Here is a 23,467-nt window from a genome sequence, read left to right as displayed (position 1 = left end):
TGGTTAGAACGTGATCAATATAACAAAAATTTATCGCAGAGGATTTTTATCCATCGCAAGTGTGATGGATAAAATTATTTAAAATCAGACAATTACTTGAAAATTCAATCGGGGCTATCGTTTTCCCCTAATCCACGCCCCGGTAACGTTTGACATGCGGCGTTAACGGAAGGTGGTGCTGTCTGTGGGTATTTTTCATCGGGCGTAATATAAACCTGACTCGTGGCGACATAGCCATCATTGAAAGTTGCTTCGATATAGGTAGCTTCCCAACCTGTCTTCGGTTCATTTAACGTAATACTGATCTTATTGTTGGCGGGAATATCTATTGTAAGTGGCTGATAGCGGATGCCACAGGCATAACGAAAATCACGCGCATTTGGATTATTGGCTGTCCAGCGAACGACTTTTACCGGCGCTTCTGAGAAATAGACCGTAAGAAGATGGTGGTGAATAAGGCCGATCAACTGTGGTAATGTTTTTTTACTTTGAAACCTATTAATAAATGGAACGAGGCTTTCTTCAGCGAACTGGTTAATTGAGTAGTGGTTCATATTAGGCACTATACGTAATGATTTTACGCCAGGAAGTTTGCTATAATAAAAGCGAGTGTTGTCTGGTACGAAAAAATCATCGCCACTTGCATTAATAATATATTTCGGTATTGCAAGGCGGGGTTGATAAATAGTGTTGAGATATCTTAACGGATCTATTATTTGCCTTAGCTGGGTAAATGTGGTGGATTTTATTTTCTCATCTATGCCTTGCTGGTAGTAGGGGTAGAATGTAATGGGCCAATTTCCACCGTATGATTGATAAATATGCTCAAGTGAAGCATCAATATCAAGTAGATCAATGGCGAAGGGAACAATTGCTTCAACATCAGGATCGGCGATAGCTGACAACCAGGTAGTCCACCCACGCTTTGAAATACCTGTAATGATAAAGGAATTTATATTCCATTGCGTTAACTCCTTTTTTGCTAATCTCATCGCTTGCGATAGGGCAGTGACCATAGGAATATTTAAGGGCATTAACTCACGTTGCTCCGGCGCTTCCATAAATAATGCCCAGCTTCGGGAAACGCTCTCGTCCTCTTTCAGTGGTTTTTTATCATCCTGAAAGGTTAAATATTGGTTAGGTATATCACTCACTGATATTACGATGGTATTCGTATCACGGGCGATGCTTGCCAGTGTTTCCTGGGGGAAATCACCGGGTTTACCAGTGATTTGTACGCCTTTATCATAATTAATTCCGTTGTTTACAACCACCAAAGCATGGTGCTCTTTTGCCGTTTCAGGGATATAAATATCAACGTTATGTCGCCATTGCGTAGGGGTTACCATGTCATCTGGCGACCAGTGTTGCGATAATAATTCATAGTGTCTGACTACAACCTGTGCTAATTGAGCTGTACTAATCAAGGTATATTTTAGCGGTGTGCCTGAAATCTTCTCCCGGTAGTCGGGGAGAACATGAGACAAATCACACTCCGGGCTGTTTCGACAAAAGAAGATGTTGTTATGAAGTAGTGTATAAACTTTTGTAGAAATAAAAAACAGTACGATAACAACGAGATATATTTTTTTCATGCTTTCCCCGCGCTTTACAAGGGCAAATGCCAACCAGCATAATTTCCATAAATACCTCTTAAACATTCAATATAAGTACAATACTTTTGATAAATAAGGGAAGAAGGGAGTAATAATGCTTGTGACGTTGTCACATTATTCTGTTTCTGGTTTCGCTATTAGCACTGAACTTTTTGAAAGGTAAATCATTGCCGTCACCAGACCAATAATGGCGACAGAGATAGCTATACCGATCCAGACACCATACAGGGCATAACCCAGGACAAATCCGCCCAATACGGGGGATATAAAATCAGCGATTGCGATTAATGCCTGCGCCGTTCCGATGACGATACCTTGTCGGGCAGGCGATACATGGACGGACAAGGCGGCAAGATAAGTGGGTTTGGCTAGCGCATCAGCGATACTAATACAAACGATAGCAAAAATAAGCACTGGTATGGTCGTGGCGATACCCGCAGTGAGAAATCCAGTACAAAGAAGGGCGAAGATTAGAATAATTAGCTTTCGCTCCGAAAAATATTGGCTCACCCAACCTAACAGAAATAGCTGAACGAAAATATTAATAACCCCGTCCGCCATTAACAGGTAGCTTAACGCTTTTGGCCCAAAGGGAAGCCCATTCCAGATGAAGGTGTCAGAAAGAAAAACAGGTAATTGTGAAGAGTACATGCCATAGGCGAAGAAATGACAAAGCATTACGATGATTAAGACGCGAAGGACTGGCATCTTTAAAATAGCGCGGGCAGATAACGCCGCTATTTTATCTGCGGTACGTGATGTTGTGGACGGGTCTTTTAACCCCCAAATCGCGACCAGGGCAGACCCAAGGACAAGTATAAAGGCGGCGTAGATCGGCGCGCTCAGACTGATACGCGATAGCCACCCTGAAACGCCTGCCCCGACAATACCGCCTAAACCAATGCAGCCTGTGAGGATACCGATTGCCTGGCGCCGATTTCTGACGTGCGTACAATCGGCAATATAGGCTGCGGCGGCTGACAAATTCCCGGCGCTAATGCCAAAAAGCGTGCGGGCGAGCAGGATAAACAGGATACATTGCGCGTTGGCGAGTAATAGTAAACTTATCGCCGCAATAGTCAGCGTGATAATCAGTATTCGCTTGCGGCCAACGCGATCGGAAAGGTGGCCAATCAGGGGCGCCGCACAAAATTGGCTAAAAGCCTCAGTGGCGATGATGATTCCAATGATAAGCGGCGAACCGCCCATCTCGCGGATATAAAAAGGCAGTACCGACATCACAGCCGCTGTACTGGCGGCGTAAAGGCCGACAAGCAGGAAAACAGGCAAAATACGCCGCTTGTTGAGCGGGGTGATAGTTTCGCTGTCGGTGTTCTCATAGACATTAGTATTCATCTTTAATCCCTATGGCAAAACGAGAGAGATAATTTTCAATATCGTTGCTCTGTTTGCTGTGAAAGAATGCGCCGACATAGCCATCGGGTCGGATCAGCACGCATTGACCCGGCGCCAGTTGATAGGACTCCCGGAAGTGCCCCAGGGTATCGATGAGCTCGTCCTGCTCGCCAATGTGATGAATACGCAGATTTCGCCGCGCATCGATGACCTTACCGTGGGTTTCGTAGGCCAACAGATTCCAGTCCGGACCTTGTAGTAACTGAAATAATCGTAATGATTGGCCGCCGGCGCCCAAAAGAGGAGCATCCGGCGCTCTTTCTCCCGCTTGTAACCCATGCTGACGTTCGGGCAACGTGTGGGCTAAGGGGGAGTCGGTATACTGGATGTCAAGTTGTTGAACGTCGCGTTCTCGTTTGATGCCACCCTGTTTTTGAGAGTCAAGTAATCGGGTAGAAAGGTGGAGCAGTGATTCGGCTACCGGGCGGCGTTCCTGTTCATAGCTATCGAGAAGTTCTTTTCCTGCGCCCCGCAGCGAGGCTGCCATTTTCCATCCCAGGTTATAGGCATCCTGGATACTGGTATTTAACCCTTGCCCACCCGTCGGCGGATGCACATGAGCGGCATCACCGGCTAAAAATACCTTACCCACACGGTAATGTTCCGCTATGCGCGCATTCATCTGGTACTTCGATACCCAGGGAATCGAATGGATGCGAACATCCGTCCGCCCGATTCGTTCAGTAAGAAAAGCCGTGAGCACGTCGGCTGAGAAATTCTGCGAGTCGTCCGGGGCCAACAACGCCTGGATTTGAAAGAGCTGCGTGCCGGCGAGAGGGCAAATCGTTATCATCCGCGCCATATCGCCATCGTTAAAATGGTGCCATACATCCCGGTTCAGACCGGAAAGTGAAGCGTCAGCCACAAGCGCATGGATTCCCAACGTACGACCGGGGAAGCTGACGCCTAATTTTTTTCTGACAAAGCTTCCGCCGCCATCCGCGCCTATCAAATAATGCGCGATGATGACCTCTTCTCCAGCCGGCCCGGCAACATACGCGGTGACTGTGCGTGGGGTTTGCGCAAAATGTCGTAACTCGCAGCCGAACTCCACCCGATGTCCCCATGCTTTTAATTGCTCTCGCATAATCGTTTCTGTCACGTTCTGTGGAACCATCAATGGCAGATGGTAGGGTTCGGCGTGGGTCGGTTTTGTATGATGCGCAATATCTGAATCTACATAGCTTCCGTCGTGACGGTAGGTTCGTAGTCGGGGATAGAGCCCGCCGGCGGCGACCACTTTATTGAGTATTCCAAGATCCTCGAAGATTTCTTGCGTTCGCGGCTGAATACCTTTACCGCGGGAGCCGATAAAAGGCGTCGCTCTTTTCTCAATCAGGCGAAATGAGACCCCGTGACGCGCCAGTTCGATGGCTAAAGTAAGCCCGGTAACGCCAGCGCCGCAGATCAGTACATCTGTAGTGGTGTATCTTGTCATCGTCTCTCCAATATGTGTATTATGCACATAAGAGGAGACATGCTATGTCAGAAAATAAAAATGTGCAAGATACACATATTTCCGAGCAAATGAAGGCGCTTCACGGTGCGTTGATTCGCGTGGTGAGCGCGCTTAACCGGCCTCGTAATGATGAGAAATTAATTGCAGAGGCGGGGATTCAACTCGATCGTGCGCTATTTTCGATCCTTATTAGTATCGAACGTTTAGGGCCGATTGGCGTTGTTGAGTTAGCCGAACGTGCCGGTCGTGATTATACGACGGTAAGCCGACAGGTCGCCAAACTGGAGAAGCTGGGGTTGATAATACGGCAGCATAATGCCATCGATCGTCGTATACGCGAGGCCGTTATCTCCCGGACAGGAAAGGCGATGACGGAGCGTATAGACGCTGCGCGAGAGCAAATGGGCAAAGTTGTTTTTAAAGACTGGCCTCAGGATGAACTTGATGTCTTTGTTCGGCTAATGCAAAAGTTTGCCGATGCAATGGATAGCGATGCTTCAATGCCGGAATAAGCAAAAGAAAAGGGCGGTCAAATCCGATCGTCCAGCTTAATATCGGTATCTGACATTGATTAAATAGCCAGCAAAGTAAATATAACAACAACATTTATTGAGTTAATTTTCACCCTCTGAAAGACCAACGTATACTGCAGAATACGGCTATATAACAATCGCCGTATCAATGGTTTTTCAAAGGGTAAATATATGCTTACCGAAAAATATGATTTTCGCATTACCGATCAGATGACTATCCCACTCAGACCTCATTGGATAGCCAATGATTCATACAGGGAAAAGTGTAAAATGCTTGTCCTCAACCGGAGTAAAGGAGAAATTCATAAGGTAGACTTTAGTAAATTAACAGATTATATCAAAGAAGGTGATGTAATCTGTTTTAACGACAGTACTATAATAAACCATATGTTTATCTGTAAAACAAGACAGAATAGGTTAATTAAAATTGTTTTAGAGGGATTTTTACCAAATAATAGAGTAATTATTTCCGGACTTTTAAAAGAAAGGCTTAACGCGAATGATGTTTTCTATTTGGTTGATAACCCTGAAATTTCCATTAAGATAGAGCAAAAGTTTAGCGAAGAGAGCCAGTACCGGGCCGTCGTGGAAAATCATGAGGCCTTAATTTGCTATTTAGCCAGTCATGGTGAGCGTCTTGATGAGTATGTGGATTCCAGCTTGTTTTATAAATATCCAGATGCTTACCGTTCCGTTTTTTCTAAAAAGTATGGTTCTTTGGAAATACCTTCTGCCGGCATTCATTTTACCTGGGATCTTATCCAAAAAATAAAAGATAAAGGTGGGTTAATATCCTTCATCACTTTACATGTGGCATCAACAGAAATGTTGTCCAACAGAAAAATACAAACAAAATGTGTAGAGGAAGTGACTATCAACGAAGAATACTACGAGGTTCCGCAAGCAACAGCGGATATCATTAATACTGCGAAGCAAAATGGCGGACGTATTTTTGCCGTAGGAACTACCGTTACACGATGCCTGGAATCTGCGTATTCAAGGGAGCACAATTGCCTCAAAGCAAGTTCTGGCTGGACTGCGCTTTATATACATCCAGGCTATCAACTGAAAGTGGTTGACTGCCTGCTAACGAACTTACATCAGCCAAAAACGACGCATATGGTGTTAACCGGTCAATTTGCTGGGGTTGATCTACTCATGAAGGCCTATGCCTCAGAACATATCCAGTCATGTAAGTTCGATATGTTTGGTGATTGCATGTTAATCATACAGGATGAAGGGTAGGGATGAATAAAATAAAACCGGTACATATAATGCTACCGGTTTTACCGAGAATAAGCATCAGGGGATTCGGGCAATAACCTTTATTTCGAAATCAAAGCCGGCCAGCCAGGTAACGCCAACAGCGGTCCAGTTAGGATAAGGGGGATGGGCAAATATCTCCTGTTTCACCGCCATCACGTCGTTAAGTTGTTGCTCTGGATCGGTATGGAATGTGGTGACATCCACTATGTCATCGAATGTGCATCCTGCTGCAGTCAGTGTTGCTTTCAGGTTTTCAAAAGCAAGCCTCACTTGTTTTTGAAAATCAGGCTCCGGCGTGCCGTCTGTGTGACTGCCTACCTGGCCTGAAACAAACAGTAAATCACCAGAACGGATGGCGGCGGAATACCCATGTTCTTCATACAGAGAATGGCGGTCAGCAGGAAAAACCGCGATACGTTGCGTCATAATGTTATCCTCAGATAGCGTAAACACTCCGGGCGGGAATAAAATGAATGTCACATACACAACGTAGGCCATAGTTTCATATACGTGGCATATGTCAAGGTGCCGTCACATAAAAGAACTGAGCCTGTTTGTCGTATCGCTTGACGGGGAAAGAGAGCATTTCCTGAGTGATTAGCTTCTGTGTTGTGTCACTTTGTAGACGGCATCATTTTCACGCTTTCCAACACCAATGACAGTTACCGTGATAATTTCATCTTCGACGCTGTACACCAGTCTGTATCCTGCACCACGCAGCTTAATTTTGTACTGATCCTTTCTTCCATGTAATTGAGAAGCCGGAACCCGAGGGTTTTCAAGCCGTTCCCGTAACTTTTTTTTAAACTGTTCCTGTATGGTATGACCCAGTTTTTTCCACTCTTTTAGTGCAGATTCGTTAAATGCCAGCTTATAAGTCATCAATGTTGACCTCAATGACGCGTTCATTCGCACGCTCATCGATAATACGACCGAGTTCTTCATCCTCAAGAATATCCATAAGATGAGCATAAAGTGCCGGAGGAACACAGTAGAAAGCCGGTTCATTACGGTTAAGAATGGCAACTGGAGCGCCATCTCCGGCATTGAAAGTTCCCATTGGATCACGTTTCAGTTCTGTAATGCTTGCTGCAGTAGTCGTTAAAATTTGAAATGCCATAATTTACCTCCTGGTTGATGACTAAATATAGCACCTTTAATAGTACTAATAAAAGCATCCTTCACGAAGGGGATTCAGCTCCAGCCCGGTCAGTGATGCGGGCAGCTGACGGTTTTTTCAAGGCTAAGTTCAGATGTCCAGAACCTAACTTGTGACCACTGAAACCGGCGTTAATAACTCGCCAACCCTTATCAAGCGTGATGTAACAACCGAAGTCAGCCTTGCAGATGGTGATATTATTTTACTTGGTGGCCTTGCTGAACAGTCGGATGGATTATTCTGGCCTCTGACGTGTCGCAGATTGCATATCGTACAGGCAGGGATTACAACCGTATTGCCAGAGGAAGCGATAAAATATGGTAAGTGATGCTCTTGAACAGCGGATTTATGAACTGGTAAGAAGCCATGATGGAATTTACCTCTTTAAGAAAAAAGAACTGACACCGTCAACAGATTTGGATTCAGATTTACGGTTGGAAGATGATGAAGCACTGGCATTGATGGATGATTTTTTTACGACATTCAATGTAGATAAAGGGAATTTCTCGATCACAACATACTATCCGCCAGAACCACCGCTAAAGCATTTGCTTAATCCGTTTCGCAAAAACGATATTCCTCAGGTGCCGGAGTTCACGATAGGTATGCTCATTGCGTCTGCCAGGTCTGGTCGCTGGTTGTATGACTGATTCACGCTGGGGGGCTGCTTTTCGCCCTCTGCTATTCTAATGCGCATAATGTATATTATGTTAAATGCACCAGAACATTTAAAAGACATGTTAAGGCGGCTGGATTCGTGCATGTCAAAAAACTTCTGGCCCATAAGTTTGATCCCTTCCCTGCCGTGACGCTGAGCGAATTCTGTTGATTTGCACCCGCTATTCCTGCACACGATTTCACGCAGCACACGCCGCTCAGGCATAAAAAAACCGGCTATTGTGTTCGGTTCGTCATTGTCAGTGTGTCAGTCCAGGATGAAATCGTCGCGCAGCGTATCAGCGAGCGCCCACGGCATTTCAGACGTAAAACTCTTTTCATCAAGGCCTGTTTCACGCGCTGCAGATAACACGGCATCGCCGTAGGACTCAACAGCCATTTCCGACAGTTCCCGTTTTAATGACGGGCTTTTTTCCATGCGCTGACATGGGCTAAAAAATCAATGGGAACCTCATTTCATGAGGTTTGATTATTCACTGTCTGCCAATGTCTTGCATTCACACTCGCCACCTACACCGGCGGCGGTCAAACATAATCGGTTCGTATATTAACGTCGCGCCTGGCATGACCTGCACATGCGTAACCGTATCGCCTGGCCTGTTTGTTTTTGTATACGACGCCGCCGAACATCCAAAAAGGTTGCGAAGAATTGGTAGCGATTTTACAAATGACATGTCTTACCTCAACCACCCGGTAAAAGTCATATATCGATAGCAGTATGTTACTCCAGATAAAACAATCAGCTCAGAAAGGGATATGTTCCAGCAGACAGGAATGTTATAAGGAGCTTCCCCCTTCGACACAAATAATGGTTGAGGACTAAGAACAGATGCAGCTGAATATGCTGGAAGCCATGAATATTTATGTCAATGTGGTAGAGCAAGGGAGCTTTATCCGCGCGGCGGAGGTGCTTGAACTGCACCGCCCTGCTGTTACCCGCGCCGTTCAGAATCTGGAACATGATCTGGGCGTTAAGCTCCTGCATCGTACAACACGACAGGTCAGTATGACGGATGAAGGGGAAGAGTTTTACCAGCGTTGCCTGTCGCTCTTAAGTGAGCTGGACGACGTCCGGCGATTATTTTCCCGCACGCAACCGCCGAAAGGTCGCCTGCGCCTTGACGTCCCTATTACACTCGCCCGGGCAGTCATCATTCCGGCTCTTGGAGATTTTCAGAACCGATACCCGGATATTGAGATTGTACTTGGTACGTCCGATCGCAAGATTGATTTGATTGCCGAGCGTGTGGACTGCGTCATCCGACTTGGTGAGCTTAATGACTCCAGTTTTGTTGCCAGACGTCTGGGAACGGCAGCCATGGTGACCTGTGCTGCGCCATCTTATCTTGCGAAGCATGGCACGCCGCACTCTATCGATGAGCTGATGACGTCCCACCGGGCTGTAAATTTTTTCAGTAATCACAGCCTGCAGATAATGGAGTGGAAATTCACGGTTGATGGCAGTATTGCGTCAATAAAAGTTCCCTCCAGCATCCTGGTAGACAATTCAGAAGCGTTTCTTTCATGTGGGCTGGCGGGGTTGGGGATTCTACACGGATTGCGTCCGTCGCTTGCACCCTTTATTGCCAGTGGAGAGCTGACAGAGATCCTCACTGATTTCCCGCCCCCGCCAAAACCGGTTTCACTGCTTTACCCGGATCGTCGGTATCTGGCACCTAAAGTTCGTGTATTCATCGACTGGCTGTGCGAGGTTTTTGGTCCGGATGCACATCTCTGATAACGCTCTTTCGTGCATATCCGACCTGGCTATTGTTACTTTATCAGTAATTCTGTTTTAAAGATTGGATGGTTTTTCGTAACAATAAAGAGGCTTAAGATCTTCTTCAGATTAATTAACTACCACAGTCGCCTAAAAGGCTGGCTGAAAATTTGTTCGAAGGAGATTACGTCATGAAGTACAACCGTATCTGCCAGATTCTGGGTATCGAAAAACCTGTTATACAAGGCCCATTGTCCTGGCTTACCGATGCAAGACTGGTTGCAGCCGTAAGCAACGCCGGTGGTTTGGGTGTGCTTGGCCCAAATGCGGGCTTAACAGCGGAAACTGCTGTATCAACGCCTGAAGAAACAGCAGAAAAAATGCGTGAAGAAATTCGTAAAACCAAAAAACTTACCGAAAAACCATTCGGGGTGAACCTTATTCCAACCCCTGAAAACGACATCTGGACTCCGCCTATCCTACAGGTAATAAAGGAAGAGGGAGTAAAAGCTGTTGTTTATACCGGTTACGGAGAAGGAGCTATTATCACTTCGCTGTTTAATGAACTAAAAGCGTCGGGTATTGCAATTATTTACCGCGATATTAATCCGACACCTGAAAATACACGTTTAGCGGAAAAAGCCGGCGCCGACATTATTGTTGCAACAGGTTTTGATGAAGGTGGCACATTGCCTGGTACCGCGCTTGGCACCTTTTCGATCGTGCCGCTGATTGCGGACTCGGTGAGGAGTGTTCCCGTCATGGCTGCAGGCGGGATTACCGATAGCCGTACCGCCCGTGCTGCCCATGCGCTGGGAGCAGAGGGTGTCTTTGCTGGTTCGGTGTTTATTGGGACAGAAGAAAGCCGTGTGCCGCAGTCAGTAAAGGATAAAATCATTAATGCTAACGGCCTGGATTTGCTGCTTTTCCGTACCCTGCCAGATTACTACCGCTCACTTCCTGGCAAGCTGGCTGACAAGCTCGTGTCGATGGATAAAGCTGGTGCAAGCAATGAAGAACTGGCCCAGACGATGGGAGGTTTACGAGGGTTGCGTATCGGCATGCTGGAAGGTAATACAGATGAAGGATACATTGCGCTGGGCACGGGCATTGGAAATATCCGCAGCATCAAGAGCGTAGCTGAGGTCGTGAACGAGCTGGCCATTTGTTAAGGGCAGTACTGACTGCAAAAATAATCGAACTTTGCGAAACGGCCTGGCGCGCAGCGGCCCTCTGACACAAGATGTGGTAGTGTTTTCAGACATTGAAACGCCATAGGCTGTATTCCTCCCCTACCCTGTGACTACCGGCTCACCACCGGACAAGCCGCTGTGCTTATCAGTAAAGCCGAAATGATTGTTTGAGTAACTTTACGACAATTGCTTCAAAAACTGACTTCCGCTACCAGACGGTATACACAGTATGACTATTTCTTTTTATATGCCCCATACAAAAGCGATACGGGTGTTTTTTCTAATATCTGGATTTCATTTTTATGTGCTTTATGTTCACTAAAAATATCTGCCAGACTTTTACCTCCAAAGGCCAGGCCAATTCCCGTTGCTGCTGCTGAAAGTAATGTCAATTGCGGCATGGCAAGTGAAGCTATACCTAACGTGGCTGTTCCTGCAAAAATTAATCCAGATGAGATCTTTTTTTTCTTTGAATTCTTAATGGCTGATTCATGCGACTTTCCATACTCTTCGACCACATTGATTAAATGTTTTGAAAAATTATTTGCCGCATCTTGCATTTGATCTGGTGTTTTTCCTTGCAAGTCATGCCTCGAGATTCTTAGTTCATGCCTTAAGGATTCCAGTTGACCTCTTTCTCTAATCTTTTTTAATTCCAGATCGGAAAGCGCAGTAAGGAATTTTACTTCCGCGGCTGAAAGGCCCATTGTAATCGCTTGCTCTTCAGAAGAAAGAGGATTTAATTTACCATAATCCTTGACCAACTGCTCCGTAGTCCATTCATGTAAAAACATATGGTTACTATAAATAACTGGATCAATGCCTAATAGTGTTGCCGATAATTGAGTTGATCGCTGTGCATAAATTGCACCTTCAACCTTACCCAGTAAGGTTCCTATAGCTGACGGCAGATCGTAATCCAGAAGATCTACCTCTCTTGTTGTAAAACTCTTTAAATCTGTATCGTAAACCCAGACTTCTTTTTCGATGTTATTGAAATTATTAAGCAATGTTTTTAATAATTCTTTATTTATTAGGATCTTCTGGAATGTTTCTTCATTTCTCCCAAAGTGCTCAAGAAACGCTAAATAAGTAGCGTAATCCATTTTTCTATCTTTAAAAAAGAGCTGACTTAGAAAAGCGGCAGATTGTTCATGATTGCGTTCTTTATCAAAATCTAGTAATTCAGGAACGATTAGAAAAATTGGATAATCATCATCAATAGTCATAAATGGGATGGCGCGAAATAGATTGGAAACATGTTCAAGTAATACCAACCTGCGCATGCGGACATAACTATTATCTGGTGGCAATGACAAAAATGAATGCAGAGAGCTAAGAGAAGGAAAATGTAATGGATCAACCATTATGATGCTATCAAAATAAATTCCCAGAGATCTAAGGTGATTAGATATGTTATAACCAAACCGTTGAATCGGAAGTAATAATCGATAACTTTTAGACGCCCGCACTTCTGTTATAAGCGCCGCAGCGTGAGTATCCCAAAATTTATTTAGCAACACCATTAGGTTTGTAAGTTGATTATCTAACTCGGGAGAGCTAATTAGCTCTTTCAGGATGAATCTACGTAATTCTTTCAGTTCTAAATTTCTAAATGCATATTTATATTTTTCAGAAAAAGCGTTTTCCATCAATAAAACATATTCATTCTGTATGCTTTTTGTAATACTACTCATCATCTATCTCCGAACCACCACGCAACGATTTCCCAGTGTAGTGGTTCTTATCATGTGTATATTGTTAGTCATGTTATCGTAGAAAATTCAGTGGTCAATAACTCATTGAGGTAGCTACTAAAATTTGCAGTTACCAGGATTAGGATGATTTTAAAAATGTTTATAAATTCAGGCTGCGCCGCAGCGATTGCACTGATTTCCACATAACATGATAATCAATGGCTTTGATACCCTTTAAACGAACAAATATGAGCTTAACATGGCGACAATAAAGGATGTTGCATCCATGGCCGGTGTATCAACCGCGACTGTATCACGCGTCATTAACCAGACCGCGTGGGTTGAACCCGTCACGCGCGAACGTGTAGAGAAAGCCATGCGCGATCTCAATTATCGCCGGAATGCCGCCGCTATCGCGCTGGCGAAACGTAGCGGCGATATGCTCGGATTGTTAACCGGCAATCTGGCCGATCCTTTTTTTGCCCGCCTTGCTCGCGGCGTAGAAGATGTTTCTCGTAAGCAGCAGTATCGCTTGATGGTATGTAGCGGCGGCCACGACGAAGAAATGGAAAAAGCGGGACTGGATTTTCTGGTTAATCAAGGCTGTGAGGCTATTGTTGTACATGCCAGCCGATTACCGGATAAAGAGCTGCTGCGCTACGCAGCCCACTTTCCAGCGCTGGTTGTTGTTAATCGTTATATCGCCGGTATGGCCAACCGGTGTATCTGGCTGGAAAATCGCAGCGCCGCCAGGGAAGCGACCCGATATCTCCTGGCGAACGGGCATCGGCGCATTGCCTGTGTGACATCTGACTTGCCAATTATCGATCGTCAGGAACGCCTTGATGGTTACCGTCAGGCGCTGGAAGAATATGGTATTTCTCCAGACCCTCGCTGGGTGATTAGCGTTCCGTTTAACGAAGAAGGCGGCGAGCGGGCCGCGCATCAACTTATCAATAGCGGGCTTCCCCTTACGGCTGCGGTCACGTTTAACGATGTGATGGCCGCTGGCATTATGCGTATTCTTCATCAACGCGGCGTTCAGCTTCCGCAACAGCTCTCTATTGTCGGCTTTGATGATGTGGTGCTGGCCCGGTATCTTTATCCGGCGTTAACAACAATGCATTATCCGGTCGAACAAATGGCGCGTTGTGCCGCGCAACTGGCGATACAGTTATACCAGGGCATTACGCCGCCGCCCAGCAGCAATCATTTCAATGCCGAACTGGTGATCCGCGATTCTGTCGCGCCCTATTTTTCACGATGAATGCGTCGTCAACAGTAAAAACTGTGATGACTATCAAATTAACCCTTCTCATGTAATCGGTTACATGGACGAAAGTAATGGATCACAGTAGTGAGAAGCGTATCCCCCTACCCTTGAGCTACCTTACTGACCGGAGCTCCATTATGAGTGCATCACAAAACAAGAAGAAAACGCTGTCATTGGGTTTAGCGCTAATCCCAGTCATCTCCATGTTGTTATTGTTGATTATCGGTTACGGCATCATGGGGCTACGTATCGAACCGCTCCTTCTGTGCTCTGCGGCGGTAGCGGCAGGCATTGCATGGTGGCAAGGATACTGTTGGGAAGACATCATCAACTCAGTGGTGGATAAGCTGGCTAAAGCAATGCCGGTTATCATGATCCTGATCTGCGTGGGCGGTTTGATTGGCACCTGGATGTTTAGTGGCACCATTCCCTACATGGTGTACTGGGGGCTAAAACTCATAAGCCCGGAATATATTTTGATTGCAGCCTTCTTTTTAACCAGCGTGGTCTCCGTCTGTACCGGTACATCGTGGGGGTCCGCAGGGACGGTTGGCGTTGCGTTAATGGGGGTTGCCGCCGGGCTGGACGTGTCTCTTGCAGCAGCAGCTGGCGCCGTCGTTTCTGGCGCTTATTTCGGCGATAAAATCTCACCCTTGTCCGACTCGACTAACTTTGCCGCGATTGTCGCAGACACTACTCTGTTTGAGCATATTCAGCATTTACTTTGGACGACCCTGCCAAGTTTCCTGCTTGCCGCCGTGGTTTATCTTATCGCCGGACACAGTAATATGCTGGGCGAGGTGGCCACGCCGCAGCGCGTTACGGATATCATCCACTCGCTGGAATCGCTATACCATTTTAATATTGTTCTTATTTTGCCGCCGGTGATCGTACTGTGGGGCGCAATTCGCAAGAAGCCTGTCATCCCATTAATGTTAAGCGCCTGCGTACTTGCCTTATTCCTCGGCGTCATCATGCAGGGACTGAGCATCAAACAGGGACTGGACGCTTTCATTGATGGATTTGATATCGCCATGTTCCCACAAGGCGCTGAAGGTGTCGTGGCCGATGTTCCGCGCCTGCTAAACCGGGGCGGAATGTTCTCGATGATGGGAACAATACTGTTAGTTTTCTGCGCTTTTTCATTTGCCGGAGCGCTAACGTTAACCGGCGCGTTAACGATCATCATTAACCGGCTGCTGACTATTATTCATAGCGTTGGTCAGCTCATTGCCGCCACTATCGGCACCACAATTTTGGTCACAGGAGCGACCAGCGACGGTAAACTGGCATTGTTAGTTCCCGCCGAACTGTTTAAAGATGCCTATCGTCGTATGGGGCTGGATACTAAAAACCTTTCACGGACGATAGAAGATGCCGGTACCGTTATCGAACCTCTCCTGCCGTGGACCTCGGCTGGTGTCTACATGGCGACCACGCTGGGCGTTAGCACGCTTGATCTTCTGCCCTGGGCTATCCAGTGCTATGCGGCGATCTTCTTCGCATTAATTTATGGTTTTAGCGGAATTGGTATTGCCAGAACTGCCTCCGCTTCAGAAAAGTCGCCGCAAGCGTCAGTGACGAAATAATAAGGAAACAAGATGGATTTTAACCAGATTATCAATCGCAACAATACTGGTTCGGTAAAGTGGGATTTTATTGAGCGTCACTTTGGCGACGGCGCTGGAAAACTGCTGCCGATGTGGGTTTCTGATTTCGATTTTGCCTGCCCGCCTGAGGTTCAGGCGGCATTGCATCAGCGAATCGAGCACGGCGTATTTGGCTATAGCGAACGCGATGAGGCCTATTTTAACGCCCTGCTTCACTGGTTTTCATCACGCCACCAGCTCACGTTAAAACAAGAATGGGTATGCAGCGTGGAAGGCGTCGTACCAGGGTTGGCGCTCTTAGTGCAAATGTTGACGCATCCAGGCGACGGCGTAGTGGTACAGGGACCATACTATGGCTCCTTCGCCAAAATAATCACGCTTAATGGTAGAAAACTGCTGGAGAATCCCCTTAGCGAGTCGCCGGACGATGGCTACCAGATGGATTTTTGCCAACTGGAAAGGCTGTTTCGCCATGAGCGCCCTCCGCTGATGATTTTGTGTAATCCACATAATCCAACCGGGCGTTGCTGGTCGGCCAACGAGCTGGAGCAACTGCTTTTATTATGTGAAGCTTATGATGTCACTCTCATCTCGGATGAAATATGGGCCGATCTATTGCTGCCCGGCGAAACCTTTACCTCGGTACTGCATTTAGGGGAGCGCTGGCATAAACGGGTCATCTCCGCCACTGCGGCCAGCAAAACGTTTGGCTTATCGTCGTTGCGAATTTCTAATTTTCTCATTCCCGATCCTACGCTTCGCCAGCGTTTCCTGTCTCGTCTGGACGCTCATGGGCTGGACGTCTTTAACGCCCTCTCCGTTCAGGCGGCGACTACCGCATGGAATGAAAGCAGACAGTGGCTGGATTCGCTACTGGATTACCTGGCGGAAAACCGCCGCTGGTTTGTTGAACAGGCGACAGAGCACCTTCCCTGGGCAAGAATTGCCCCGGCGCAGGGAACCTATTTATTATGGATGGATTGTAAAAAACTGGGACTGGATGACGAACAGCTAAAATGGGTAATGGCGGATGTCGCGGGTATTGCTCCTTCAATGGGCAGCGGCTTTGGCCCGGCGGGCAGCGGATTTATCCGTTTAAATCTGGGTTGTCCACGTACCTACCTTGAAATGGCAATAGACGGCCTGAAGCGAATATCGGTGAAGACAATTAAAGGAATACCAACAGGCGGATGAATTTTTCGGGCGATAAACTGACAACGGTGTTATTTCTGCGGCATGATATCGCCTGAGCGCCAGTAAAAAAACCGGCCATCAAGGCCGGTTGGGTCCGGAGCGCAGTTTTACTATCAGGGGCGTCTGAATAATACGATGCTGCGCCCGGCCAGATCGAAATCCATTTCTTCGGTAATCCGCATTCCCTGCTGCGCGTTATCGGCAGTCGTCAGTTCAAGTACCCAGCCGCCTTCTCCCCACATCGGAATACGGAACGGTACGCTGCCTTCAAACGGATTGAAAAGCAGTAAGGCGTCGTGCCAGATCCCCGCTTCCGGCTGAAGATCGGGTCGACTAATACATACGCCTATCGTCGATCCCTCATCCCATTGTTCGGATTGCTGCGCCCCTCCGCCGGCGTTAAACCAGCGGATCTCCAGACCGTCACGCCAGCTCTCCCGGCGCAGCAACGGTTGCGTGGCGCGCAGTTGAATCAGATGACGGGTAAACTCCCGTAGCGCATTGGCGGTTTCCGGCAAATTATCCCAGTGGACCCACGATATTTCACTGTCCTGACAGTAGCCATTGTTATTGCCCATCTGACTGCGGCCAAACTCATCGCCCGCTAATAACATCGGCGTGCCGTGCGAGAAAAGCAAGGTGGTCAGGAAATTACGTTTCTGTTGCTCGCGTATCGCATTGATGCCCTCGTCGTCGGTTGGCCCTTCTGCGCCATAGTTACAGGAGCGGTTATCATTATGCCCGTCATTATTATCTTCGCCATTGGCTTCATTATGTTTGTCGTTATAAGACACCAGATCGTTCAGCGTGAAGCCGTCATGGGCAGTAATAAAGTTAACGCTTGACCAGGGGCGACGGCCGCGCAAATCATAGAGATCGCCGGAACCCAGCAGACGTGCAGCGAAATCATTTGTGACGTTGTCACCTTTCCAGTATTCGCGCACCGTATCGCGGTATTTATCATTCCATTCGCCCCACCCTGGTGGAAAACCGCCAACCTGATAGCCGCCCGGTCCGATATCCCAGGGTTCGCCAATCAGTTTCAGTTTTGCCAGTACCGGGTCTTGCGTTACCGCATCAAAAAAGCCGCCTCTCTGATCAAAGCCTTCCGGCTCACGACCAAGAATGGTGCCCAAATCAAAACGAAAGCCGTCGACATGCATTGACTCCGCCCAATAGCGAAGCGAATCCATCACCATTTGCAGTACCCGTGGATGAGAGGTATTGACGGTATTACCTGTCCCTGTATCGTTAATGTAATAGCGATGCTGATCGGGCATGGTGCGATAGTAAGAGAAGTTATCGATACCTTTAAATGATAGCGTGGGGCCAAGCTCATTCCCTTCTGCCGTATGGTTATAGACCACATCCAGTATCACTTCGATGCCGGCATCATGGAAAGCGCGCACCATATCGCGGAATCCCTGAATACCTTTTGGACCATAGTAGCGCGTCGCCGGCGCAAAAAAGCCAAGCGAGTTGTATCCCCAGAAATTTTTCAGTCCTTTATCGAGCAGATGCTGATCGTCCGGAAACCAGTGAACGGGTAAAAGCTCGACGGAGGTAATACCCAGACTTTTAATGTAATCCACGCTGGCTTTATGCCCCATGCCCTCAAACGTACCGCGTAGAGGCTCAGGGATCGCGGAATTAAGCTGGGTAAAGCCTTTTACATGCGTTTCATAAATAATGGCGTTCGACCACGGTATGGAAGGCCGTTGTCTATCCTCCCAATTCGCCTCAGCCGGATCAATCACCCGGCATTTAGGCGTAAATGGCGCGCTATCCTGGTCATCAAAGGTCAAATCTTTATCGTCATGAAGTAATTGATACGCGAAATGCGCATCGTTCCACTGAATATCGCCCACCAGCTCACGGGCATAAGGGTCAATAAGCAGCTTATTGGGGTTAAAACGATGACCATTTTCCGGGTCATAAGGACCGTAAACGCGGTACCCATACAGCGCGCCGGGCTGCAACTTCGGGACATAGCCGTGCCATATTTCGTCGGTATATTCCGGTAACTCCAGACGAGCGATTTCATGCTCCCCGCTCGGATCGTAAAGACAAAGCTCGACGCGTTCCGCATGGGCGGAAAAAATAGCGAAATTCACGCCTTCGCCGTCATAATTCGCGCCAAGCGTATGGCTGTATCCTGATCTGATTTCAAAAGCCCTGTTTGTTGTCATTCTCTTTCTCCACCCACGGTAAACGTTGTCCTGTCACGGCACATCAACACATAAACTCAGTCGCTCATTAAAACCAGTACGCCGCCCTGATGTGAGGCCAACGACAGGCGTTCACCAGGCATTAACCTCTCCCGGGTAAGCACATTGCGATAACGATGCTGATTAAGCTGTCCGGGTATAATAATGTCGGTTCCTGCCCAGAAACCGCTATGCGATTGTGACAATAAGCCGTCACATTCGGCGAACACCAGTCGGGGCGCAACAACAATCAGCGCATCATCATGATTGGCTCTGGCGTAAGCGATGACTTTGTCGGCACGCTGACCAACAGCCCGCAGCGGTATATAGTCGCCAAAACGGAAGAGATCATGATTCTGCTGACGCAGACGCAGTAAGGCGGCGGTGGCATACTGATTCACCTGCCCGTTCAGCCAACTCTCTTCGCACGAGAAAACTCCCGGCGTTAGCTGGTCTAACTGCTGCGCCAGCGTGGCGAAATCCGGTTCGCGGCGGTTGTCGGGATCGACAAGGCTAAAATTCAACGCCTCGCTTCCCTGATAGATATCAGGTACTCCCGGCGCGGTTAATTTGATAACGGTCTGCGTCAGGCTGTTAACCAGCCCTGCGCGGATGAAGGATTGCAAGGAACGATAAAAATCCTGCAAAAATGTCTGATTATCCGGCGCCAGTAAATAACGGGCGTAATCAAGCATTGCCGTTTCGTAAGCCTCATTACTGTCCACCCAATCGGTACGTAGCTTCGCTTCGCGTAGCGCTTTCTCCACAAAGGCTTCAAAGCGTGTTTTCAGCGCGTTTAAACCTGTTTCGTCCTGTGGTTGTAGCATCGGGGGCCAGACGCCGGTCAGCGCCTGATATAACATCCACGTATCCGCCGATTTTGGCGCAGTGCCATCATTCAAAAATTTGACATGGGTCTGGTTCATCTGCCGCCAGCGGGCAAGGCATTCGCTCCACTGTTCCGGCGCTTCGGTAAGCGTATACAGCCGTGCTCGCGCATCCTCGCCTCGCTTGGTATCATGGGTCGACGTACCGGATAACGCGTCAGGCTGTCGCGCTTGTCGGGTTTTCATCTCATGGTGAAAGCGTTCAATGGAGAAGTGATGCGTGACGGGCTCGGCGCCGACTTCATTTAACGCCAGTCCCATGTTTTGACGAAAGAAAAGCGTATCCTCTACCGATTTCGCCATCAGCGGACCGGTGAGTTGCTGGAACCGAACGCGAAACTGTGTCGCCTCCTCCTGGCTGGAGGTGGGAACATCGCCGGTAAGAAGGCGGCTCAGAAATGTAAGCGCTTCTGGCTGCGGAGGGTTTTCAAGCGTCTTTACCCGTTCCACAATACGATGTAACAGGCAAATATCGGTCGGCGGTAGCCCTTCTGCCGTGCCGTAAGTGCGATATACGGGAAAGGCAATTAATAACTCGCGTAACGCCTGCCGAACGATGCTCTCTTCCTGTGCGATCTGTAGCTCGCTGGCAATCGATAGCGCAAGCGCGAGCAGCCGGGTAAATTCCCCCTCGAAATTGCGATCGACCATCAGCAATTTAGCTGCCCGTAATTCCGCCCGCATATCCACTGGCGCGCCTTTAACGGTCTCGTAAGCCTGGCGCAGATTGTCTATCTGCTCATCGTCAACCAGCACCTCCGCCAGCGAGGCGATGAATTCATAGCCTGTGGTGCCGGAAACCGGCCAGTCATCAGGAAGTTGCTCGCCTTTAGCGAGAATTTTTTCCACGGTGATATAGCACGCCGGCCCCACTTCCTGACGTAAACGCGCAAGATAGGCTTTCGGATCGGCAAGGCCGTCGATATGATCGATACGTAAACCGTCAACCGCCCCCGTTCTGACCAGCTCCAGAATCAGCCGATGTGTATCGTCGAAGACGGTTTTATCTTCCACCCGCATTCCTACCAGCCCTGTGACCTCAAAGAAACGCCGATATGAAAGCGAGCGAGCAGCATCGCGCCAGGACATTAATTTCCACGGCTGGCGCTCATGCAAATCAGCAATAGCGGCTTTATCGGTAAGCGCCAGTATTTCGGCCTCGCGCCCCTGCCATGTCGCCGGCGCAAGCGGATAATAGTTATCATAATAGGCGAACGCGGGTTTACCCGTAGCGGGATCGGGCTTGATCGCAATTTCTCCGTTTTCCAGCACGGCGTCAAATGTGTCGCCTAAAAAAGGCAGCGTCAGTCGGCGCGACCAGTCAATATCGAAATGGCGCGCGTAACGGCTCTCCTTGCCATATTCAAGCACGTCGCGCCACCAGGCGTTTTCTAGCGAGCTGGCCATGTGATTAGGCACAATATCGATGATCAATCCCAGACCTTGCGCTTTAAGTTCAGCCACCAGTCTTTCAAATCCTTCACGCCCGCCAATAGAAGGCTCAATCTCATTCGCATCGGTGACATCATAACCATGCGTTGACGCTTTGGTGGCGGTAAAGATGGGTGAGGCATAAAGATGGCTGATACCCAGATTTTTAAGGTAAGGCACCAGCGCCGCAGCGCGATCGAAGGTCATGCCATTACGAAACTGAAGGCGATACGTTGCAGTTGGGATCATGATGCAGACTCTCCCTGGGCTAAGCGGACAATAAGAGAATGTTGGGAAAGCGACCCGGTGGATTCATTCGGCCAGGCGAAGAGAGTCTTACCCGGTAAATCGGGCAGTAATACCGTCGTGGCGCTAATATTCAGCGCCAGTGACAGTGTTCCTCCCGGAAAACGCCAGCTAACGGCAATAAACCCGGGCGCGGTTTGCAATACCGTTCCTGAGCTCTCACGGGCAGCGGACAACAGCGGTACGATATGCTTCTGGCGCAAAAGCAGTAGTTCGCGGGTAAACGCCAGCCACGCTTTACCCTCTTCACTGTGCTGTTGCTTCCAGTTAAGTTTTGAGCGTTGAAAGGTCTCTGGCGCATTCGGGTCCGGAACATTTTCCCCTGCATGATCGGCAAACTCTTTTGCGCGACCTTCACGAACGGCGCGGGCTAAATCCCCATGGAAATCGGTAAAAAAAAGAAAAGGACGGCTTTCGCCATACTCTTCGCCCATAAAAAGCAGCGGAATATGCGGTGAAAGCAGCAACGTGGCGAGCAATACTTTTGTTCGTTCAGCACCCGCCAGGGTTATCAGTCTGTCGCCCTGGGCGCGGTTACCGACCTGATCGTGATTCTGAATAAAATCCACAAAAGCGACCGGGGGTTGTCCGGTACTTTTTACGCCGCGAGGTTCGCCGGTTTGTGGTGAAATTTCTCCCTGATAAGCGAATCCTTCGGCCAGCGCTCTTGCGAGGTGTTTTTCCGGGGCATCAGCAAAATCGTTGTAGTAGGCCTGGGTCTCTCCGGTCGCAAAAACGTGGACGGCATTATGAAAATCGTCATTCCATTCGGCGGTAAACAGCGGCACATTGCCATCCTGATCTCGGGGATGCAGAGAAATAATATTGCGGCTATCTTCGGTGGTCAGATGAATGGGTCTGTCGGTAATGTCTTCCCGAATACGTTGTGCGATTTCAACCAGCACATGCTTGGCGCTACTGTCCTCAATCTGATCGATAGCGTCAAAGCGTAAGCCGTCGAGATGGTATTCTGTCAGCCAGTATAACGGCGCCTCGATGATATAGCGCCGCACGGCGTCGACATCATAGGCGATACCATTTCCCCACGGCGTCATGCGCTCTTTGTGGAAAAACGCCGGCGCCAATAGCGGTAAATAATTTCCCTCCGGGCCGAAATGGTTCAGCACAATATCCAGGACGACGGAAAGACCATACCCATGCGCGGCGTCAATAAACGCTTTGAAATCATCCGGCGTCCCATAGGCTGAATGCGGCGCGTAAAGCAGTACGCCGTCATAGCCCCAGCCGCGTTCGCCGCCAAATTGCGCAACGGGCATCACTTCAATAACGGTAACGCCGAGTTCAGCGAGATAAGGCAGCTTCGCTATTGCGGCGCGGAAGGTGCCTTCCGGAGTGAACGTGCCTGTATGCATCTCGTACACCACGGCCTGCTCCCAACGGCTACCTTTCCACCCGGTGTTGCGCCACGCGTAGCTGCCTGGATCAATCACATATGACGGACCGTTGACGTCAGTTTTTTGGGCGCGGGAAGCCGGATCGGGGAGCACCATGCCATCGCTGAGTACAAAATTATACTCCGTACCTGGCGTCACCCCGGAGACGTCCAGCGTAAACCAGCCGTCACCGCTCGCCTGCATTTCCTGGTCTTTACCCGCAAGCCTGAGCATAACCTTTTGCTGACCGGTGGCCCAAAGACGAAAGCGGACAACATCAGCGGCGATATATTCAGCCCCCCAGCTTTTGCAAAAAATTTTTGAACTCATTTATCGCTCCGTTTAACCCATAACCTCTACAGCATCCGAAGAACAAGCATAGACTATGGGGCTAATCTTTACGTGACACTGTCACTTAACAGGCGTTC

General features: G+C 48.4%; 19 protein-coding genes and 2 pseudogenes. 10 read left to right on the top strand and 11 right to left on the bottom strand.

Annotated features, from left to right (window positions below):
* Positions 1-104 precede the first annotated feature (104 nt).
* The 3 genes from LCS67_RS11545 to LCS67_RS11535 all read right to left on the bottom strand — a co-directional run bounded on the left by LCS67_RS11545 (position 105) and on the right by LCS67_RS11535 (position 4,470).
* A complete protein-coding gene (locus LCS67_RS11545; RefSeq protein ID WP_000476908.1) occupies positions 105-1,661 on the bottom strand; it encodes a PhoPQ-activated pathogenicity-related family protein in 1,557 nt (518 codons plus the stop codon).
* Positions 1,662-1,730: 69 nt separating this feature from the next.
* The gene (locus tag LCS67_RS11540; RefSeq protein ID WP_001095723.1) at positions 1,731-2,972 is read right to left on the bottom strand and encodes an MFS transporter; all 1,242 of its coding nucleotides are present in this window, start codon (positions 2,970-2,972) and stop codon (positions 1,731-1,733) included.
* Positions 2,962-4,470 (bottom strand): FAD-dependent oxidoreductase, encoded by a 1,509-nt coding sequence (locus LCS67_RS11535; protein ID WP_000199405.1) that lies wholly within the window; start codon positions 4,468-4,470, stop codon positions 2,962-2,964. The genes LCS67_RS11540 and LCS67_RS11535 overlap by 11 nt, the downstream gene beginning before the upstream one ends.
* Positions 4,471-4,514: 44 nt before the next feature.
* Between LCS67_RS11535 and LCS67_RS11530 the strand changes: the two genes are divergently transcribed.
* Positions 4,515-5,003 (top strand): MarR family winged helix-turn-helix transcriptional regulator, encoded by a 489-nt coding sequence (locus LCS67_RS11530; protein ID WP_001293634.1) that lies wholly within the window; start codon positions 4,515-4,517, stop codon positions 5,001-5,003.
* Positions 5,004-5,195: 192 nt separating this feature from the next.
* The gene (locus tag LCS67_RS11525; RefSeq protein WP_000954684.1) at positions 5,196-6,269 is read left to right on the top strand and encodes an S-adenosylmethionine:tRNA ribosyltransferase-isomerase; all 1,074 of its coding nucleotides are present in this window, start codon (positions 5,196-5,198) and stop codon (positions 6,267-6,269) included.
* Between the two features lie 57 nt (positions 6,270-6,326).
* On the opposite strand, the gene LCS67_RS11520 is transcribed toward LCS67_RS11525, so the two are convergent.
* The 3 genes from LCS67_RS11520 to LCS67_RS11510 form a co-directional block, all read right to left on the bottom strand.
* Positions 6,327-6,716 (bottom strand): RidA family protein, encoded by a 390-nt coding sequence (locus LCS67_RS11520; protein ID WP_000194089.1) that lies wholly within the window; start codon positions 6,714-6,716, stop codon positions 6,327-6,329.
* Between the two features lie 171 nt (positions 6,717-6,887).
* Complete coding sequence (locus LCS67_RS11515; protein WP_000221344.1) at positions 6,888-7,172, bottom strand: type II toxin-antitoxin system RelE family toxin; 285 nt, start codon at positions 7,170-7,172, stop codon at positions 6,888-6,890.
* On the bottom strand, positions 7,162-7,410 hold the full coding sequence (locus LCS67_RS11510; protein WP_000885424.1) for a type II toxin-antitoxin system Phd/YefM family antitoxin: 249 nt from the start codon (positions 7,408-7,410) through the stop codon (positions 7,162-7,164). Before LCS67_RS11510 ends, LCS67_RS11515 begins: the two co-directional genes overlap by 11 nt.
* A 151-nt stretch (positions 7,411-7,561) precedes the next feature.
* On the opposite strand from LCS67_RS11510, the pseudogene LCS67_RS11505 reads away from it, so the two are divergent.
* From LCS67_RS11505 to LCS67_RS11500, 3 genes and pseudogenes are all read left to right on the top strand, one after another.
* Positions 7,562-7,681 (top strand): annotated as a pseudogene (locus LCS67_RS11505) (type II and III secretion system); the annotation flags it as partial.
* A pseudogene (locus LCS67_RS22830) lies at positions 7,675-7,773 on the top strand (STM2901 family protein); the annotation flags it as partial. The pseudogenes LCS67_RS11505 and LCS67_RS22830, both read left to right, overlap by 7 nt.
* On the top strand, positions 7,767-8,099 hold the full coding sequence (locus LCS67_RS11500; RefSeq protein WP_000253078.1) for a DUF1493 family protein: 333 nt from the start codon (positions 7,767-7,769) through the stop codon (positions 8,097-8,099). The pseudogene LCS67_RS22830 and the gene LCS67_RS11500, both read left to right, overlap by 7 nt.
* A gap of 275 nt (positions 8,100-8,374) precedes the next feature.
* On the opposite strand, the gene LCS67_RS11495 is transcribed toward LCS67_RS11500, so the two are convergent.
* A complete protein-coding gene (locus tag LCS67_RS11495; protein ID WP_000415762.1) occupies positions 8,375-8,545 on the bottom strand; it encodes a DUF29 family protein in 171 nt (56 codons plus the stop codon).
* 411 nt (positions 8,546-8,956) lie between these two features.
* Here LCS67_RS11495 and LCS67_RS11490 point away from each other — a divergent pair, with 411 nt between their 5' ends.
* Positions 8,957-9,865 carry a LysR family transcriptional regulator gene (locus LCS67_RS11490; protein WP_001176637.1) on the top strand — a complete coding sequence of 303 codons (909 nt, stop codon included), beginning with the start codon at positions 8,957-8,959 and terminating at the stop codon, positions 9,863-9,865.
* A 173-nt stretch (positions 9,866-10,038) separates the two neighbouring features.
* On the top strand, positions 10,039-11,019 hold the full coding sequence (locus LCS67_RS11485; protein ID WP_080183699.1) for an NAD(P)H-dependent flavin oxidoreductase: 981 nt from the start codon (positions 10,039-10,041) through the stop codon (positions 11,017-11,019).
* A 254-nt stretch (positions 11,020-11,273) separates the two neighbouring features.
* Here LCS67_RS11485 and LCS67_RS11480 read toward each other — a convergent pair whose 3' ends face one another.
* Positions 11,274-12,740: a hypothetical protein gene (locus LCS67_RS11480; RefSeq protein WP_000987832.1), complete on the bottom strand. Its 1,467-nt coding sequence runs from the start codon at positions 12,738-12,740 to the stop codon at positions 11,274-11,276.
* A gap of 256 nt (positions 12,741-12,996) precedes the next feature.
* Here LCS67_RS11480 and LCS67_RS11475 point away from each other — a divergent pair, with 256 nt between their 5' ends.
* From LCS67_RS11475 to LCS67_RS11465, 3 genes are all read left to right on the top strand, one after another.
* A complete protein-coding gene (locus tag LCS67_RS11475; RefSeq protein WP_000201082.1) occupies positions 12,997-14,004 on the top strand; it encodes a LacI family DNA-binding transcriptional regulator in 1,008 nt (335 codons plus the stop codon).
* 143 nt (positions 14,005-14,147) lie between these two features.
* The gene (gene nhaC / locus LCS67_RS11470; RefSeq protein ID WP_001276630.1) at positions 14,148-15,599 is read left to right on the top strand and encodes a Na+/H+ antiporter NhaC; all 1,452 of its coding nucleotides are present in this window, start codon (positions 14,148-14,150) and stop codon (positions 15,597-15,599) included.
* Between the two features lie 12 nt (positions 15,600-15,611).
* Positions 15,612-16,814 (top strand): MalY/PatB family protein, encoded by a 1,203-nt coding sequence (locus LCS67_RS11465; RefSeq protein ID WP_000347155.1) that lies wholly within the window; start codon positions 15,612-15,614, stop codon positions 16,812-16,814.
* A gap of 113 nt (positions 16,815-16,927) precedes the next feature.
* On the opposite strand, the gene glgX is transcribed toward LCS67_RS11465, so the two are convergent.
* Genes glgX through treZ form a run of 3 tightly spaced genes read right to left on the bottom strand, consistent with a single transcriptional unit; the run spans position 16,928 to position 23,369 of the window.
* Entirely contained in the window at positions 16,928-19,003 is a 2,076-nt protein-coding gene (glgX, locus tag LCS67_RS11460) for a glycogen debranching protein GlgX (RefSeq protein ID WP_001527713.1), read from the bottom strand.
* A gap of 56 nt (positions 19,004-19,059) precedes the next feature.
* The gene (gene treY, locus LCS67_RS11455; RefSeq protein WP_031569046.1) at positions 19,060-21,588 is read right to left on the bottom strand and encodes a malto-oligosyltrehalose synthase; all 2,529 of its coding nucleotides are present in this window, start codon (positions 21,586-21,588) and stop codon (positions 19,060-19,062) included.
* Positions 21,585-23,369, bottom strand: a complete 1,785-nt coding sequence (gene treZ, locus LCS67_RS11450; protein ID WP_000095551.1) for a malto-oligosyltrehalose trehalohydrolase — start codon at positions 23,367-23,369, stop codon at positions 21,585-21,587. The genes treY and treZ overlap by 4 nt, the downstream gene beginning before the upstream one ends.
* Positions 23,370-23,467: the final 98 nt, after the last annotated feature.

The sequence above is a fragment of the Salmonella sp. A7 genome (genome assembly GCF_020181675.1).
Classification (GTDB): domain Bacteria; phylum Pseudomonadota; class Gammaproteobacteria; order Enterobacterales; family Enterobacteriaceae; genus Salmonella; species Salmonella enterica.
Note: the sequence above shows the minus strand (reverse complement) of the source record. Positions and strands in the feature narration are given on the sequence as shown.

Coding starts and splice junctions, on each gene's coding strand:
- LCS67_RS11545 (WP_000476908.1), bottom strand. CDS start 1,661: ATGTTTAAGAGGTATTTATGGAAATTATGCTGGTTGGCATTTGCCCTT.
- LCS67_RS11540 (WP_001095723.1), bottom strand. CDS start 2,972: ATGAATACTAATGTCTATGAGAACACCGACAGCGAAACTATCACCCCG.
- LCS67_RS11535 (WP_000199405.1), bottom strand. CDS start 4,470: ATGACAAGATACACCACTACAGATGTACTGATCTGCGGCGCTGGCGTT.
- LCS67_RS11530 (WP_001293634.1), top strand. CDS start 4,515: ATGTCAGAAAATAAAAATGTGCAAGATACACATATTTCCGAGCAAATG.
- LCS67_RS11525 (WP_000954684.1), top strand. CDS start 5,196: ATGCTTACCGAAAAATATGATTTTCGCATTACCGATCAGATGACTATC.
- LCS67_RS11520 (WP_000194089.1), bottom strand. CDS start 6,716: ATGACGCAACGTATCGCGGTTTTTCCTGCTGACCGCCATTCTCTGTAT.
- LCS67_RS11515 (WP_000221344.1), bottom strand. CDS start 7,172: ATGACTTATAAGCTGGCATTTAACGAATCTGCACTAAAAGAGTGGAAA.
- LCS67_RS11510 (WP_000885424.1), bottom strand. CDS start 7,410: ATGGCATTTCAAATTTTAACGACTACTGCAGCAAGCATTACAGAACTG.
- LCS67_RS11500 (WP_000253078.1), top strand. CDS start 7,767: ATGGTAAGTGATGCTCTTGAACAGCGGATTTATGAACTGGTAAGAAGC.
- LCS67_RS11495 (WP_000415762.1), bottom strand. CDS start 8,545: ATGGAAAAAAGCCCGTCATTAAAACGGGAACTGTCGGAAATGGCTGTT.
- LCS67_RS11490 (WP_001176637.1), top strand. CDS start 8,957: ATGCAGCTGAATATGCTGGAAGCCATGAATATTTATGTCAATGTGGTA.
- LCS67_RS11485 (WP_080183699.1), top strand. CDS start 10,039: ATGAAGTACAACCGTATCTGCCAGATTCTGGGTATCGAAAAACCTGTT.
- LCS67_RS11480 (WP_000987832.1), bottom strand. CDS start 12,740: ATGATGAGTAGTATTACAAAAAGCATACAGAATGAATATGTTTTATTG.
- LCS67_RS11475 (WP_000201082.1), top strand. CDS start 12,997: ATGGCGACAATAAAGGATGTTGCATCCATGGCCGGTGTATCAACCGCG.
- nhaC (WP_001276630.1), top strand. CDS start 14,148: ATGAGTGCATCACAAAACAAGAAGAAAACGCTGTCATTGGGTTTAGCG.
- LCS67_RS11465 (WP_000347155.1), top strand. CDS start 15,612: ATGGATTTTAACCAGATTATCAATCGCAACAATACTGGTTCGGTAAAG.
- glgX (WP_001527713.1), bottom strand. CDS start 19,003: ATGACAACAAACAGGGCTTTTGAAATCAGATCAGGATACAGCCATACG.
- treY (WP_031569046.1), bottom strand. CDS start 21,588: ATGATCCCAACTGCAACGTATCGCCTTCAGTTTCGTAATGGCATGACC.
- treZ (WP_000095551.1), bottom strand. CDS start 23,369: ATGAGTTCAAAAATTTTTTGCAAAAGCTGGGGGGCTGAATATATCGCC.